Source organism: Methylobacterium sp. Leaf102, assembly GCF_001422425.1.
In the GTDB taxonomy this organism is placed as follows: Bacteria; Pseudomonadota; Alphaproteobacteria; order Rhizobiales; family Beijerinckiaceae; genus Methylobacterium.
The window spans coordinates 14,751-29,034 of sequence record NZ_LMMX01000039.1 but is presented as its reverse complement, the minus strand read 5'-3'; the positions used below and the strand labels follow the sequence as shown (position 1 = coordinate 29,034).

The following is a 14,284-nucleotide window of genomic DNA, read 5'->3' as shown; positions in this document are numbered from 1 at the left end:
GCGGTGCCGCCGCCGCGCCGCCATCGTCGGGAGGGCGAATTGCTGGGGGCAGGTCGCCTCAGTCCGCCGGTTCGTGGGCGATGGCGGGGCGGGCCTGCATCGCGCGTATGAATTCGGCGATGCGCGGCGCGATCACGGTGCGATAACGGGAGCCGTTGAACACCCCATAATGCCCGATGCCCTTCTGCAGGTGATAGGCTTTTCGTTCGGGCGGCAGGTTCGGCGTGAGATCGAGGGCCGCCTGCGTCTGCCCGACCCCCGAGATGTCGTCGTTCTCGCCCTCGATGGCGAGGATCGCGCAGGTGCGGATCGCCCCAAGGTCGACGCGCGTGCCCGCGTGCATCATCGTGCCCTTCGGCAGGGCGTGATCGACGAACACGGTCTTGATCGTCTGCAGGTAGAAGTCCGCCGTCAGGTCCATCACCGCGAGGTACTCGTCGTAGAAGTCGCGGTGCTTCTCGGCCGAATCGCCGTCGCCGGTGACGAGGTGGTCGAACATCTCCGCGTGGGCGTCGACGTGACGATCGAGGTTCATCGACATGAAACCGGACAGCTGGAAGAAGCCCGGATAGACGCTGCGCCACGCCCCCGGATACCCAGCCGGCACGGTCGTGATGCAGTTGCGCTCGAACCACTTCGTGCCGCGCTCCTGGGCGAGGCAGTTCACAGCGGTGGGCGAACGCCGCGTGTCGATGGGGCCGCCCATGAGGGTCATGGAAGTCGGCACGGTGGCGTGCCCGCGCGCCTCCATCACCGCGATGGCGGCCAGCACCGGCACCGCCGGCTGGCACACGGCCATGACGTGGAGGTCGGGCCCGAGCATGGTGAACAGGGCGATGAGGTAGTCGATGTAGGTGTCGAGGTCGAAGCGCCCGGCGCTCAGCGGCACCATGCGAGCATCGGCCCAATCGGTGATGAAGACCTGATGGTCCGGCAGCATCGCCTCCACGGTGCCGCGCAGGAGAGTGGCGTAATGCCCGGACATCGGCGCCACGATGAGGAGCTTCGGCTGTGGCTGGCTCGGACCGCGAACAAAACCACGGTCGAAGGTGATGGCCCGGCAGAACGGCCGCTCCCACACCACGCGTTCGCTCACCGGCACGCTGTGGCCCTCGATCCAGGTGCCGGTGAATCCGAAGCCCGGTTTGGCGTAGCGACGCGTCATCCGCTCGAACATCTCGCAGGCCGCCGCGACGCTGCGGGCATAGGGGCCGTACGACAGCGGATTGGCTGGGTTCTGAAGGCTGTGCTTGACCATGTCGGCGGCAACCCGCGCCGGCGTCGTCATGATCCGAGCGGTCTCATACCAGTAGTAGGACAGGTTCACGATGGCCTCCCCCTGTTCCGGAACGCAGCGCCTGCCTGATGCATGAAGAATGGCGCATGGTTCGTGCCGCGCCATTCAGCCCGGGCTTGTCTCCGACTTAGGGCGCAACCTGCGGCGACAAGTCCCGTGCGTGACGTTCCGGCCGCTTTGCCGCCTCCGACGCGGGAGAGCGAAGTCCTGTCACGGATCGGCGTGGCGATGCGAACGAAAGCGTCCGCTTCGAACCAGGCGCGGAAGACTTGATTGCCCACGATGGGATGGACGTTGGATCACGCGGCCCTATCGTTCTGATGGACATGATGGACATGAGCACCACCGGCTTCGTGCGCGACGCCCGGCACCTCCGGCTCGATACCTTCGTCCGCCTGCGCTGGCTCGCGATCACCGGCCAGAGCGCGGCCGTGGTCGGCGCCCAGTTCGGCCTTGGGCTGCCACTGCCGTTCGGCTGGTGCTTCCTCGTCATCGCTGCCTCGTCGTGGCTGAATCTCGCCCTGCGTATCCGGTTTCCCGCGAGTTACCGCCTCAGCGACGATTCGGCTGCACTGTTGCTGGCGTTCGACATCATCCAGCTCGCGGCCCTGCTGTTCCTCACGGGTGGCCTGCAGAACCCGTTTTCGCTCCTGTTCCTCGCCCCTGTGCTGATCTCGGCCACAGCCCTGCCGCCCGAGCGGACCCTGGCCCTTGGGCTCCTCGCCATCGGCCTCGCGACCCTGCTGGCCCTCATCCACCGGCCGCTGCCGTGGTTCGCCGATGGCCGCCTCGAACTGCCGTTCCTCTACATTTCCGGGGTATGGACCGCGATTCTCCTCGGTACGGCCTTCACCGGTGTCTACGCCTGGAAGGTCTCCGAGGAGACCCGGCTCCTGGCCCAGGCGCTTGCCGCCACCGAGCTCGTGCTCGCCCGCGAGCAGCACCTTTCGCAGCTCGATGGTCTGGCGGCGGCGGCGGCGCACGAGCTCGGCACACCGCTCGGCACCATCATGGTGGTGACGAAGGAGCTGAGCCGTCAGCTCGCTCCGACGGCGTCGCCGGGCGTACGTGAGGATCTCGCGCTCCTTCGCGATCAGGTCGACCGCTGCCGCAGCATTCTGTCGAAGCTCACATCACTCGATGGGGATGGGGGGGGCTTCCTCCAGACCGTGAGCCTGAGCCACCTCGTCGAGGAATTGGTGGCGCCCCAACGCGCCATGGGCATCATCCTCGACGTCACCAGCAGGGGGGAGGGGCAGGAGCCCTCGACCCGGCGCAACCCCGGCGTCCTGTTCGGGCTCGCGAACATCGTCGACAATGCCGTGGATTTCGCCAAGACCCGCGTCATCATCGAGGCGCGCTGGACTTATGAGCAGGTCTGGCTCGAGATGCGCGACGACGGTCCCGGCTTCTCCGGCGAGGTGCTGCTTCGCGCCGGCGAGCCCTACGTGACCACTCGGGGCAACGACCGGGCGAAATCCGGCGCGACCACGGGTGCAGGCCTGGGACTGGGTTTGTTCATCGCCAAAACCCTTATCGAGCGCTCAGGTGCGCAACTCACCTTGTCGAACGCGCCCGATCCCACTGCGACGGGCGCCGTCGTGCGCGTGTCCTGGGCGCGGCACGTGTTCGAGCGCGGCATCGCGGTTGCGCGTCATGCACAGAATGGAGAGCTGGCAACCCCTGATCAGGACCGTTCCGGCGCCTATATAAGTTCCTGAAGACTTACAGGAACGCAGGAGACGCGTCGAATGCAGACGCAGACCGGTACAACGGCGCCTGGCGCCGATATCATGCAACTTGGCGATAACGATCCGCTGGCCGCTTTCACCGATCGTAGCCTGCTCATCGTCGATGACGACAAACCGTTCTCGACCCGCCTCGCCCGCGCCATGGAGATGCGCGGCTACGAGGTCCACGTCGCCGAGAGCGTGGCCGAGGGGGTCTCGATGGTGGATGCGCGGGCGCCGGCCTTCGCGGTCATCGACATGCGTCTCGGAGATGGGAACGGCCTCGACGTCATCGCCCGTCTCAAGGAGCGTCGCCCGGAGGCCCGCGGCGTGATTCTTACGGGCTACGGCAACATCGCCACGGCGGTGACGGCGGTGAAGCTCGGCGCGTTCGACTATCTCGCCAAGCCCGCGGATGCCGACGAGATCCACGGCACCCTCATGGCCCAGCCGGGCGAGCGGGCCGATCCGCCGGAGAACCCGATGTCGGCCGACCGGGTGCGCTGGGAGCACATCCAGCGGGTCTACGAGCTGTGCAGCCGCAACGTCTCGGAAACGGCGCGTCGCCTCAACATGCATCGCCGCACCCTGCAGCGCATCCTGGCCAAACGCGCGCCGCGCTGACGACGGGAAGGGGCGAAGTTGCGTGGTCCGACCAGATCGCGCTACTTCCCTCGACCGCCCGCGCAACGGGATCGCGCGGTGACGGAACGACAATCGGGATGCTACGCCAGTGAACACGCGCAACCTCATCACGATCGTCAGCATGATGGTGCTAGTGGGCACGGAAGTCTTCGCCGTCGCCATTGCGGCCGGATGGGCGCTGGCCGGCATCTTCGAACTCGGCGACACCGTCGGCCACGTGCTGATGGCCGTCTTCAGCCTCTTCGCCGCTTGGGTGATGTTGCAGCTCTGGCGTCGGGCCATCAGCATCGAACCCCTGCGCGCCGCCCCCGCCGTACAGCGCCGCTAGCCGAGCAGGGTCCCTCCGCGTTGCCAGGGCGGCGTTTCCCGATTATCGCGGGGGCGCCCCGCCACGCGCAGCCGAGTTCGACCCCATGAAAGCACGCATCATCGTCACCCTGAAGACCGGCGTGCTCGATCCGCAGGGCAAGGCGATCGAGGCGGCGCTGACGTCGTTCGGCCTGTCCGGCGTCGACGGTGTGCGCCAGGGCAAGGTCTTCGACGTCGAACTCGCGGGCGGTGACCGCGCCGCAGCCGAGGCCACCCTCAAGGCCGCCTGCGAGAAGCTCCTGGCCAACACCGTGGTCGAGAACTACGCGATCGAGATCGCCTGATGCGCGCCGCCGTCATCGTCTTTCCGGGCTCCAACCGTGACGCGGATGTCGCCCGTGCCCTGACTCAGGCCGGGGCCGAAGTGGTCAAGGTCTGGCATGCCGACACCGAACTGCCGGCGGGCACCGACCTCGCCGTCCTGCCGGGCGGCTTTTCCTACGGCGACTACCTGCGCTGCGGCGCCATCGCGGGCCGCGCGGCGGCCATGGATGCCGTGCGCGCGCACGCGGCGCGCGGCGGCTTGGTGCTGGGCATCTGCAACGGCTTCCAGATTCTGTGCGAGTCGGGTCTGCTGCCCGGCGTCCTCATGCGCAACGTCGACCGGCGCTTCATCTGCCACCGGCAGCTCCTGCGCGTCGAGCGCGCCGATACCCGCTTCACCACGGCCTACACCAAGGATCAGGTCATCGACGTGTGCGTGGCGCACGGCGAGGGCAACTACTTCGCGGATCCCGACACCATCGTGCGCCTCGAAGGCGATGGCCGCGTGGCGTTCCGCTACTGCGACGCGTCGGGCGCGCTGACGGTGGATGCCAATCGCAACGGCTCGCTTAATTCCATCGCGGGCATTTATTCCGAGAAGCTCAACGTACTCGGGCTGATGCCGCACCCGGAGAACTTCGTCGAAGATCTCGTCGGCGGCACGGACGGGCGCGGCCTGTTCGCGAGCTTGGCTGCATAGGGCCTTCGACCCTCCCTCTGTGTCGGGGAGGGCGGTCGCGGAGCGGGAGGTCGAGGGAGACGACCTCCGCGCAGCGAAGGCATTCCCTCTTGCAGGACCGCGCGTCTTACGGACCTAGTGCCCGTCGAACTCCATCAACGTCCGCACCGGGACGTCGAGATCCCGCAGTTTCTGCGCCCCACCGATCTCGGGCAGATCGATGACGAAGCAGGCGGCCACGACCTCGGCACCGATCTGACGAAGCAGGTTCACCGCCGCGCAGGCCGTCCCGCCGGTGGCGATGAGATCGTCCACCAGAAGCACCCGGTCGCCCGGCTTGATCGCATCGACGTGGATTTCCATTTCGTCGGTGCCGTATTCGAGGGCATAGGCGATCGACACGGTCTTGTGGGGCAGCTTGCCTTTCTTGCGGATCGGTACGAAGCCCGACGAAAGCTGGTGCGCCACTGCGCCACCAAGGATGAACCCGCGCGCCTCGATGCCGGCGACCTGATCGATCCGGCCGCCCGCGAACGGATGCACGAGGGCATCGACCGCCCGACGGAAGGCACGCGGATCGCTCAATAGCGTGGTGATGTCGCGAAACACGATACCGGGCTTCGGGTAGTCCGGAATCGAGCGGATCGACTCTTTCAGCTCGATATGGCGGCGGGAATCCATGGCGGCGGCCTTCGTCGAGTTCGATGATGAGTGGGCGTGGGTTTCAGGCGTTGGCGCGGCGCAGGAGCTTCACGAGATCCCCATGCAGGTTCTCGTTGCCGGCGGCCACCGAACGCGCGGCGAGGGGCTCGGCGCCGCCATCGGCGCTGGAGACGAAGCCGCCGGCCTCGCGCACCAGGATGATGCCGGCCGCGATGTCCCAGGTCTGCAGGTCGCGCTCCCAGTACAGGTCCGAGCGGCCGCAGGCGACGTAGGCGAGATCGAGAGCCGCCGAGCCGAACCGGCGGATGCCCCCGCTCACGGCCATCACGGCCGCCACCTCGCGCAGGAGCTTCGGATGATCGCCGCGCCCAAGGTAGGGTGAGCCGTAGGCCACGAGGGCGTCGGCCATGTCGACACGGCCTGAGACGCGCAGCCGGCGGTTGTTGAGGTAGGCGCCCTTGCCGCGTTCGGCCACGAACAACTCGTCCTTGGCTGGATCGTAGATCACGCCGGCGACGATCTGGCCCTCGCGCTCCAAGCCCACGGAAATCGCGAAATGCGGGATGCCGTGCAGGAAGTTGGTGGTGCCGTCGAGGGGGTCGACGTGCCAGGTGTGGCTCTTGTCGGCGCCCTCGACGATGCCGGATTCCTCGAGCACGAGGCCGTAGCCGGGCCGGGCCTTCATCAGAGCGTCGCGCAGGACTTCCTCAGCCTTGCGATCGGCCGCCGAGACGAAATTGCCCGGTCCCTTGCGCGAGACTTGAAGGTTCTCGATCTCGCCGTAGTCGCGCTTGAGGCCGCGGGCGGCCTTGCGGACGGCATCGACCATGACGGTCATGAGGGGTGAGCTGATCATCGCTTGAAGGGTCCGGGTCGATTCAAAGAGCGTCGGAGACGCGAGAGGTCTGAGGGGGGCCATAGCACGTTTGGCGCCGGCCTCATCCCCGTCGGAGCACGGGCGGGATGCGCCTATTTCACGTTGGCGCGTTCGGACGCCATCTGCTCGGCCCGGGTACGCTCCTCGGGGCTGAGTCCCGTCAGGGTCTGGTCGAGCCATGCGTCGGAGAGCCCCTGCGCCGCGGCGGCCAGGTTCCAGGCCGCTGCCTCCACGAGGTTCTTCGGTACGCCGCGACCGTTGGCGTAGAGGCGTGCGATCCGGTTCTGCGCGATGGCGTTGCCGCGCGAGGCGGCATGGAGGAAGTAGCGGGCGGCGCGGCCCTCGTCCTTGGCGATGCCGGTTCCGTTGAACAGCAGGATGGCGAACTCGACCTCGCCGGCGAGATCGCCGTTGTCGGCCGCCCGGCGGAACAGTTCGGCTGCCTGCGCCGGGTCTTTCGCGACCCCGCGGCCCTGAAGATAAAGGACGCCGAGGCCGTGCTGGGCGGCGCTGATCTCGCCGTTGGCCGCCTTGCGGAACAGGGTCGCGGCCTTGGCTTGATCGGCCTCCGTGCCCGAGCCGAGCAGGATCAGCGCCAGATTGTAAGAGGCGGTGGCGTCACCCTTGTCCGAAGCCTGTTCGAGCCAGCGCCGACCGGCCTTCAGGTCCTTGGGGCCCCCGCGTCCATCGATGGACATGAGACCGAGGGACGCCATGGCGTGGACATCGCCCTGGGCCGCGGCCAGACGGTACCACTCGGCGGCCTTCACCGGGTCCTGCTTGATGCCCAGACCCTGGTTGTTGAGTTCGCCGAGCAGCGTCATCGCCGCCGCGTCCCTGGAATTGGCCGAGAGCCGCTTCGTCGCCTCGCGGAGGGCGGTGGTGTACTGGCCGCGCTGATAGGCACCGAACGCGACATCGGTTTCCTTGTTCGACGTCGGCGGGTTCGCACCCATCACGCCGGGCGTGTAGGGCGTCGGCAATTCCTTCAGCGGCGCTGTGAAGACTTCCTTCGACGCCGGCTTCGGGACCGGTGCCTGCGCGTTCGCCCCCGGGACGATGGGCATCACCGGCTGGGGCGACTGTGCCAGCGCGCTTCCGGGGCCGGCCAACGCCAGGACCGACGCAAGCAAACGGGCGGCACTTCTCACGAAGCCGACCCCGCGGCGTTCACCATCGCCTGGATCGCGGCCACGTCCGCGTCGTTGCCCATCCACAGGGCGCTTTCGAGTCCGAGGAATTCCGCGCCCGTCGCGGCGAGGGCCGCCACCTCCCCGACTTCGTGGGCGACGGCGATGCAGGGCGTTTCGAAGATCTCCGTCCACCACGTCGTCCGGTCGAGGATCGTGGCCGCTTCTGGCGCGATTCCGTCTGCGTACAGGCCGCCGAACATCACGTAGTCGACGCCGGCCTCTCCGGCCTCCATGGCCGCGTGTTTCTGCTCGTGGCCACCAGCCCCGAGGATGCGCCCGTCGTCGAGGCGTCCGCGCAGGTCCGCCAGGGTCCCATCCTTCGGCTTGTCGAGATGGACTCCATCGGCGCCGCCACGCGCCGAGACGCTCACCAGATCGCCCGGGAAACCGGTGCAGGCCAAGACCAAGGCCGCACCCGTGCCCTGCGCCGCGGGGGCGAGACGCTTGACGAGCTTGACGAGGCTGCGCTCATCGGCGGGAGCGAGGCGCAGGATCACGGCCGCGACGTCGCCGGCGGCGCACGCGGCTGTCAGGGCTGCCGCGAGGACGTCGGCGTCACCCGCCTCGATACGGTGCGGGGTGAGGAGGGCGAGGCGGGTACGGGGCTCGGCCATAGGGGTCCTTCAGGAAGCGTCGGGCGCTCAGCGTGCCGCGCCGATCTTCGGATCGAGGGAGCCGTCGGCGTAGCGCTTGGCCATGTTGGCGACGGAGATCGGGCGAATCTTCGAGCCCTGACCGGCGGTGCCGAACTCTTCGAAGCGCTGGCGGCAGAGCTTCGTCATCGCCTCCATGGCCGGCTTGAGGTACTTGCGCGGGTCGAACTCGGCCTTGTTCTCGGCCAGGATTTTCCGGATCTGACCGGTCATCGCCATGCGGTTGTCGGTGTCGATGTTGATCTTGCGCACGCCGTGCTTGATGCCGCGCTGGATCTCCTCGACGGGCACGCCCCAGGTCGGCTTCATCTGGCCGCCGTACTGGTTGATGATGTCCTGCAGGTCCTGCGGCACCGAGGAGGAGCCGTGCATCACCAAGTGTGTGGTGGGCAGGCGCCGATGGATCTCCTCGATCACGTTCATGGCGAGCACGTCGCCATCGGGCTGCCTCGTGAACTTGTAGGCGCCGTGCGAGGTGCCCATGGCGACGGCGAGGGCGTCGACCTTGGTGGCCTCGACGAACTTAACGGCCTCGTCCGGGTCGGTGAGAAGCTGGTCGTGGCTCAGCACGCCTTCGGCGCCGTGTCCGTCCTCGGCCTCGCCCTCGCCGCTCTCCAGGGAGCCGAGCACGCCGAGTTCGCCCTCGACCGAGACGCCGGCCCAATGGGCCATCCTGGTGACGTTGCGGGTGATCTCGACATTGTAGGCATAGTCGGCCGGAGTCTTTCCGTCTGCCTTGAGGGACCCATCCATCATCACCGAGGTGAAGCCGTACTGGATCGCCGTGGCACAGGTGGCCTCGTCGCTGCCGTGGTCGAGGTGCATGCAGACGGGGATGTGCGGATAGACCTCGACGAGACCGTCGATGAGCTTGGCGAGCACGATGTCGTTGGCGTAGGCGCGCGCCCCCTTGCTTGCCTGGAGGATGACCGGCGAATCGGTGGCGTCCGCCGCCGCCATGATGGCGAGACCCTGCTCCATGTTGTTCAGGTTGAACGCCGGCACGCCGTACTCGTACTCGGCGGCATGGTCGAGGAGCTGCCTCAGGGTGATGCGGGCCATGGGTTTCTCCTCGATTTCGACCGCCGTCGGGGCAGTTCGCTCAGACGCGCCGGATAGCGCCTTCCTTCAGAATTCGTCGTCTTCTCAAGCCAGAACGGCGCGACTGCAACCGTAATCGGCCTTGTTGATCGTTTCGCCGGGATAAAGCCGGTCGGAACCGTCACGACCACGTGGGCGGACGCTCAAGCTCTGATGCGCAGGGCCTCGACGCCGGGCAATTCCTTGCCTTCCAGCCATTCGAGAAAGGCGCCACCGGCCGTCGAGACGTACGAGAAGGTCTCGCGCACGCCCGCGTGGTTCAGGGCCGCCACGGTGTCGCCGCCGCCCGCCACGGAGACCAGCTTGCCGGCCGTGGTCCGCTCCGCCGCGTGACGGGCCGCCGCCACGGTGGCGGCGTCGAAGGGGGACAACTCGAAAGCGCCGAGCGGGCCGTTCCAAACCAGGGTCGCGGCGGTGTCGATGGCCGCGTTGATCTCGGCGACCGTTCTGGGGCCGGCGTCGAGGATCATGCCCGCCTCGGGCACCGAATCGACGGCGACGGTCTCGTGCGCCGCGTTGGCCCTGAACTCGCTGGCCACGACGGCATCCACCGGCAGGACGATGCGGCAGTTCGCAGCCTTGGCGGCCTCGACGATGCGAAGGGCGGTCTCGGCGAGATCCTTTTCGCAGAGGGACTTGCCGACCCCGAGGCCTTGCGCGTGCAGGAAGGTGTTGGCCATGCCGCCGCCGATGACCAGCATGTCGACCTTGGCGACGAGGTTCTGAAGCAGGTCGATCTTCGACGACACCTTGGCGCCGCCCACGAGGGCGATGACCGGCCGGGTCGGCGCTTCGAGACCCTTGGTCAGGGCATCGAGTTCCGCCTGCATCAGGCGCCCGGCATAAGCCGGCAGAACGTGGGCGAGCCCCTCCGTCGAGGCGTGGGCGCGGTGCGCCGCCGAGAACGCCTCGTTGACGTAGAGGTCGCCGTTGGCCGCGAGTTCGGCAACGAAGGCCGGATCGTTCTGCTCTTCGCCGGCATGGAAGCGGGTGTTCTCGAGGAGAAGCACCTGGCCGTCCTTCAGGGCACCGACGGCCTCGGTGGCGGCGGGGCCGACGCAATCTTCGGCGAAAGCCACCGGCCGGCCGAGGTGCGCGGCGATGGTCGCGACTACGGGCTTCAGGGATTCGCTCGCAACCGGCTTGCCCTTGGGACGGCCGAAATGCGCTAGCAGCACCACGCGTCCGCCCTTGTCGACGATCTCGTGGATCGTCGGGACGATGCGCTCGATCCGGGTCGCATCGGTGACGCGACCGTTTTCCATAGGCACATTGACGTCCACGCGAAGGAGAACGCGCTTGCCGTTCAGGGCGCCGGCATCGTCGAGGGTACGGAAAGCGGTCATCGGGTCCTTGGTCTCGGAAAGTACCGGCGTCCCGCGAGTAGGTCTTGGTCTCGCGGGCAGGAATTGGGCGGCGATTCGAGGGTCAGCGCGGCGGAATGAGTGCGTCGAAGTGGAAGCGCTGGGCGGCGATGGTGAGCGCTACGGTCAGCACCGCTGTGATGATCGCCGTCAACACCAGGGCGCCGGAACCCGGCAGACCCCGGGTTCGGTCGCCGATGGCGCGGACTTCGCTGCGCAGGGCGGCGAGATCGGTCTGTCGGGCGGCCTCGTTCATGCGCGCGGCAGCGCCTTCGATCTTTTCCTCGACACGCGACAGCAGCGCCTCCGAGCGAGCATACTTGTCCTCGATACGGGCGCACTTGTCCTCGATGCGGGCAAGCTGATCGCCACCCGGAGCCGCGGTTGGAGACAGCGTCTCGGCCTTGCCCACGACGACCGGCGTGGACGCCTGGGGCTGGGGCGGGGCCACCGACGGCCCGGCCGGAGGTGTGCCTGGGATGAAGTCGCGTCCGGTGGGGGAGGTCTCTGTCATCTCGGGCACACCATCGTGTTTCTTCAAGGAGCGGACGATCCGTCAGTCCGCACGGATCAGAGCAGCTTGCCCATGGCCACGGCCGTGTCGGCCATGCGATTCGAGAAGCCCCACTCGTTGTCGTACCAAGCGAGAATCCGCACGAAGGTGCCGTCCATCACCTTCGTCTGGTCGAGGTGGAAGGTCGACGAGTGGGGATCGTGGTTGAAGTCGATGGAGACGTTGGGCTGGTCCGTGTAGGCGAGCACGCCCTTGAGCGGGCCGTCCGCCGCGGCCCGGATGGCGCCGTTGATCTCGTCCACGGTGGTGGCGCGCTTGGCGGTGAACACGAGGTCCACGGCCGAAACGTTCGGGGTCGGCACGCGGATCGAAGTTCCGTCGAGCTTGCCCTTCAGCTCCGGCAGCACGAGGCCTACGGCCTTGGCCGCACCCGTGGAGGTCGGGATCATCGACAGGGCGGCAGCGCGGGCCCGGTAGAGGTCCTTGTGCATCTGATCGAGGGACGGCTGATCGTTGGTGTAGGAATGGATCGTGGTCATGAAGCCGCGCTCGATCCCGATGAGATCGTTCAGCACTTTGGCCACCGGCACGAGGCAGTTGGTGGTGCACGAAGCGTTGGAGATCACGAGGTGATCGGCGGTGAGCGCCTGGTGGTTGATGCCGTAGACGACCGTGAGGTCGGCGCCATCTGCGGGAGCAGAGACGATGACCCGCTTGGCGCCTGCATCCAGGTGGGCCTTCGCCTTGTCCTTCGAGGTGAAGATGCCTGTGCATTCGAGGGCGATATCGACGCCGAGCTCACGATGAGGCAGCTCAGCAGGATTCCGCACGGCGGTGACCCGGATGCGGTTGCCGTCGACGACGATGAACTCGCCATCCACCTCGACCTTGGCGTTGAAGCGGCCGTGGATCGAATCGAAGCGCAGGAGGTGGGCGTTGGTCTCGACGGGGCCGAGATCGTTGATGGCCACCACCTCGATGTCCTTGCGACCGGCCTCGTGGATGGCGCGCAGAACGTTGCGACCGATACGTCCGAACCCGTTGATGGCTACCTTCACCGACACGGCGTGAACCCTTCCGTTAAACGGACACCGACCCTGCGGCGCCCTCCAGCATGGAGATCGAAGCGGCCGGCCCGAAGGACAAGCCCCGATTTATCGCTCGCTCTGTGCGAATCCAGTTTGAACGCACGATGAATTGCGACCGCCATCCGGCCATTCGGGATCATCCGGGAACCGGACGATGCGCGCGAGGGGCCTGAACTTGTCACGGAATGCTGTATCCGGTTTGGCGGGCGGCCGGTCTCTACCATGCTCGATCTGCCCGGCAAAGGTCGGTCGGGCTTTGCGGGCATTGCGCGCACAGGCACGGGAGCCTGTTTGTCATTCGACTCCATTCCCGAGCCGGATGCTAGCTGTGCCGCGCGGCGCACGTCATGGTATCGGGGCGTGTCGCATGTGGATGCAGACCGGTGCGGAGCTTTGGGAGACGCGTTTCGTGAGTGAGGCCATCGACGACGCCCTGTCGCGGCTCGAAGTTGCCCTGACCCGCCTGGAGGCGGCCGTGGGGCAGCGGTTCGAGGCCGAGCGCGATCCCAGCGACCTCGAAACCGAACTCGCCATCATGGGAGAAGACCGCGCTCGCCTGGGCGCGGAGCTCGATGCCGCCAGCGCCCGTCTCGCCGCGGTGGAGGCCGCCTCCGACGACGTCGGGCATCGCCTCGGCCGGGCCATCGCCGCCGTCGAGGGCGTACTGGTCCCATCCTCCCCCGCGCGCTAGCCTGGATTCGATGCCCCAGATCAACGTCACCATCGATGGCAAGAATTACCGTATGGCCTGCGCCGAGGGCGAGGAGCCGCATCTCACCGCCCTCGCGACGGAGCTCGACGGGCGCATCACCGGTTTGCGGGCGTCGTTCGGCGAGATCGGCGACATGCGCCTGCACGTCATGGCGGCGCTGTTGCAAGCCGATGAGCTCGACGAGACGCGGCGTCGGCTCGCCGCCTTGGAGGCCGAGACCACCGGCCTGCGCGCCCAGGTGGAGACCGCCGATGCGACCCGTGCCGCGGAGGAGACCCGCATCGCCGCCGGCCTCGGCCGTTGCACCGAGCGGATCGAGCATTTGGCAAAGACGCTTTCGGCTGGTTGACGCCACCATGCCCCTGGCGCCAGCCATTGGCCGACGCTACATAGGGTTTGCGGGGCTGCCGCGTTCGTCAGGAGAACTTTCCCCGGGGCCTTATCGACTCCCCAGGGAGCTGTCCCTGGCCCTGTCCCTGGACTCGGCCAACACGGCGCCCACCTACACTGTAGGTTTCCCGGGATCGACACTCCAACGGCTCATGTGGCTCCGCACTCTCACTCGCACGCTTCCTTGAAAGCGTCCCTTCGCCAAGCGGCCCTCGGGCGGCGCGATGCCCTCGATCCGGAGGTGCGGCGTGCCGGTGCCCGGGCGATTGCCGATGCCGTGATGCGCATCGATGGCCTTGCCGAAGCCCCCATCGTCGGAGGTTTCTGGCCGATCCGCAGCGAGGTCGATCCCCGACCGCTCATGGAGCGCCTGTTCGCGCGCGGCCAGCGGGTCGCTCTGCCGAAAGTGACACCCGACGGCCTCGTCTTCCGTGAATGGCGCGCCGGTGAAGCCCTGGTGCGTGGCAGCTTCGGCCTGAGCGAACCGGACGACAGCCTGCCGCCCCTCGATCCCACCGCGCTCATCGTGCCGCTTGCCGCCTATGACACGCGTGGGCACCGAATCGGCTACGGGCGCGGCTATTACGATCAGGCCATCGCGCGCCTCGGGCGAAACGGACCGGTGCTGACCATCGGGATCGCGTTTTCCGTGCAGGCGGTGGACGAGGTCCCGGCCGAATCGCACGATCAGCCCCTCGATCATCTCATCACCGAAGCGGGCCCGGTCCCGCTGAAACGAACCTGA

At 67.5% G+C, this 14,284-nt stretch carries 17 protein-coding genes and 1 other RNA gene; 9 read left to right on the top strand and 9 right to left on the bottom strand.

The window, feature by feature from the left end:
- Positions 1 to 58 precede the first annotated feature (58 nt).
- Positions 59 to 1,327 (bottom strand): polyhydroxyalkanoate depolymerase, encoded by a 1,269-nt coding sequence (gene phaZ, locus ASF27_RS19020; RefSeq protein ID WP_056362535.1) that lies wholly within the window; start codon positions 1,325 to 1,327, stop codon positions 59 to 61.
- 296 nt (positions 1,328 to 1,623) lie between these two features.
- Here phaZ and ASF27_RS19015 point away from each other — a divergent pair, with 296 nt between their 5' ends.
- The 5 genes from ASF27_RS19015 to purQ all read left to right on the top strand — a co-directional run bounded on the left by ASF27_RS19015 (position 1,624) and on the right by purQ (position 5,005).
- A complete protein-coding gene (locus tag ASF27_RS19015) occupies positions 1,624 to 3,018 on the top strand; it encodes an ActS/PrrB/RegB family redox-sensitive histidine kinase (RefSeq protein ID WP_056362775.1) in 1,395 nt (464 codons plus the stop codon).
- 30 nt (positions 3,019 to 3,048) lie between these two features.
- Entirely contained in the window at positions 3,049 to 3,651 is a 603-nt protein-coding gene (locus ASF27_RS19010) for an ActR/PrrA/RegA family redox response regulator transcription factor (RefSeq protein ID WP_056176100.1), read from the top strand.
- A gap of 109 nt (positions 3,652 to 3,760) precedes the next feature.
- The gene (locus ASF27_RS19005) at positions 3,761 to 4,000 is read left to right on the top strand and encodes a hypothetical protein (protein WP_056176103.1); all 240 of its coding nucleotides are present in this window, start codon (positions 3,761 to 3,763) and stop codon (positions 3,998 to 4,000) included.
- Between the two features lie 85 nt (positions 4,001 to 4,085).
- Positions 4,086 to 4,325, top strand: a complete 240-nt coding sequence (purS, locus tag ASF27_RS19000; protein WP_056362533.1) for a phosphoribosylformylglycinamidine synthase subunit PurS — start codon at positions 4,086 to 4,088, stop codon at positions 4,323 to 4,325.
- Positions 4,325 to 5,005, top strand: coding sequence for a phosphoribosylformylglycinamidine synthase subunit PurQ (purQ, locus tag ASF27_RS18995; protein WP_056176109.1), 681 nt, complete (start codon positions 4,325 to 4,327; stop codon positions 5,003 to 5,005). The genes purS and purQ overlap by 1 nt, the downstream gene beginning before the upstream one ends.
- A gap of 114 nt (positions 5,006 to 5,119) precedes the next feature.
- On the opposite strand, the gene ASF27_RS18990 is transcribed toward purQ, so the two are convergent.
- The 8 genes from ASF27_RS18990 to gap form a co-directional block, all read right to left on the bottom strand.
- Positions 5,120 to 5,665 carry an adenine phosphoribosyltransferase gene (locus ASF27_RS18990; protein WP_056362529.1) on the bottom strand — a complete coding sequence of 182 codons (546 nt, stop codon included), beginning with the start codon at positions 5,663 to 5,665 and terminating at the stop codon, positions 5,120 to 5,122.
- A 43-nt stretch (positions 5,666 to 5,708) separates the two neighbouring features.
- The gene (locus tag ASF27_RS18985; protein ID WP_056176116.1) at positions 5,709 to 6,503 is read right to left on the bottom strand and encodes an inositol monophosphatase family protein; all 795 of its coding nucleotides are present in this window, start codon (positions 6,501 to 6,503) and stop codon (positions 5,709 to 5,711) included.
- A gap of 113 nt (positions 6,504 to 6,616) precedes the next feature.
- Positions 6,617 to 7,657, bottom strand: coding sequence for a tetratricopeptide repeat protein (locus tag ASF27_RS18980; RefSeq protein WP_244472950.1), 1,041 nt, complete (start codon positions 7,655 to 7,657; stop codon positions 6,617 to 6,619).
- A 14-nt stretch (positions 7,658 to 7,671) separates the two neighbouring features.
- Positions 7,672 to 8,331 (bottom strand): thiamine phosphate synthase, encoded by a 660-nt coding sequence (locus ASF27_RS18975; RefSeq protein ID WP_056362526.1) that lies wholly within the window; start codon positions 8,329 to 8,331, stop codon positions 7,672 to 7,674.
- A gap of 27 nt (positions 8,332 to 8,358) precedes the next feature.
- Complete coding sequence (fba, locus tag ASF27_RS18970; protein ID WP_056176123.1) at positions 8,359 to 9,432, bottom strand: class II fructose-bisphosphate aldolase; 1,074 nt, start codon at positions 9,430 to 9,432, stop codon at positions 8,359 to 8,361.
- A 182-nt stretch (positions 9,433 to 9,614) separates the two neighbouring features.
- The gene (locus ASF27_RS18965) at positions 9,615 to 10,817 is read right to left on the bottom strand and encodes a phosphoglycerate kinase (protein WP_056362523.1); all 1,203 of its coding nucleotides are present in this window, start codon (positions 10,815 to 10,817) and stop codon (positions 9,615 to 9,617) included.
- An 82-nt stretch (positions 10,818 to 10,899) separates the two neighbouring features.
- Entirely contained in the window at positions 10,900 to 11,349 is a 450-nt protein-coding gene (locus ASF27_RS18960; RefSeq protein WP_056362520.1) for a hypothetical protein, read from the bottom strand.
- 56 nt (positions 11,350 to 11,405) lie between these two features.
- Positions 11,406 to 12,413: a type I glyceraldehyde-3-phosphate dehydrogenase gene (gene gap, locus ASF27_RS18955; RefSeq protein WP_056176130.1), complete on the bottom strand. Its 1,008-nt coding sequence runs from the start codon at positions 12,411 to 12,413 to the stop codon at positions 11,406 to 11,408.
- 397 nt (positions 12,414 to 12,810) lie between these two features.
- On the opposite strand from gap, the gene ASF27_RS18950 reads away from it, so the two are divergent.
- From ASF27_RS18950 to ASF27_RS18940, 4 genes are all read left to right on the top strand, one after another.
- The gene (locus tag ASF27_RS18950) at positions 12,811 to 13,128 is read left to right on the top strand and encodes a DUF4164 domain-containing protein (protein WP_082479352.1); all 318 of its coding nucleotides are present in this window, start codon (positions 12,811 to 12,813) and stop codon (positions 13,126 to 13,128) included.
- Positions 13,129 to 13,138: 10 nt separating this feature from the next.
- Positions 13,139 to 13,498, top strand: coding sequence for a cell division protein ZapA (zapA, locus tag ASF27_RS18945; protein WP_056362517.1), 360 nt, complete (start codon positions 13,139 to 13,141; stop codon positions 13,496 to 13,498).
- A gap of 49 nt (positions 13,499 to 13,547) precedes the next feature.
- Positions 13,548 to 13,704: non-coding RNA, 6S RNA (gene ssrS, locus ASF27_RS21865), on the top strand.
- On the top strand, positions 13,694 to 14,284 hold the full coding sequence (locus ASF27_RS18940) for a 5-formyltetrahydrofolate cyclo-ligase (RefSeq protein WP_056362514.1): 591 nt from the start codon (positions 13,694 to 13,696) through the stop codon (positions 14,282 to 14,284). The genes ssrS and ASF27_RS18940 overlap by 11 nt, the downstream gene beginning before the upstream one ends.

Coding starts and splice junctions, on each gene's coding strand:
- ASF27_RS19015 (WP_056362775.1), top strand. CDS start 1,624: ATGATGGACATGAGCACCACCGGCTTCGTGCGCGACGCCCGGCACCTC.
- ASF27_RS19010 (WP_056176100.1), top strand. CDS start 3,049: ATGCAGACGCAGACCGGTACAACGGCGCCTGGCGCCGATATCATGCAA.
- purS (WP_056362533.1), top strand. CDS start 4,086: ATGAAAGCACGCATCATCGTCACCCTGAAGACCGGCGTGCTCGATCCG.
- purQ (WP_056176109.1), top strand. CDS start 4,325: ATGCGCGCCGCCGTCATCGTCTTTCCGGGCTCCAACCGTGACGCGGAT.
- ASF27_RS18990 (WP_056362529.1), bottom strand. CDS start 5,665: ATGGATTCCCGCCGCCATATCGAGCTGAAAGAGTCGATCCGCTCGATT.
- ASF27_RS18985 (WP_056176116.1), bottom strand. CDS start 6,503: ATGATCAGCTCACCCCTCATGACCGTCATGGTCGATGCCGTCCGCAAG.
- ASF27_RS18975 (WP_056362526.1), bottom strand. CDS start 8,331: ATGGCCGAGCCCCGTACCCGCCTCGCCCTCCTCACCCCGCACCGTATC.
- fba (WP_056176123.1), bottom strand. CDS start 9,432: ATGGCCCGCATCACCCTGAGGCAGCTCCTCGACCATGCCGCCGAGTAC.
- ASF27_RS18965 (WP_056362523.1), bottom strand. CDS start 10,817: ATGACCGCTTTCCGTACCCTCGACGATGCCGGCGCCCTGAACGGCAAG.
- ASF27_RS18960 (WP_056362520.1), bottom strand. CDS start 11,349: ATGACAGAGACCTCCCCCACCGGACGCGACTTCATCCCAGGCACACCT.
- ASF27_RS18950 (WP_082479352.1), top strand. CDS start 12,811: ATGCAGACCGGTGCGGAGCTTTGGGAGACGCGTTTCGTGAGTGAGGCC.
- zapA (WP_056362517.1), top strand. CDS start 13,139: ATGCCCCAGATCAACGTCACCATCGATGGCAAGAATTACCGTATGGCC.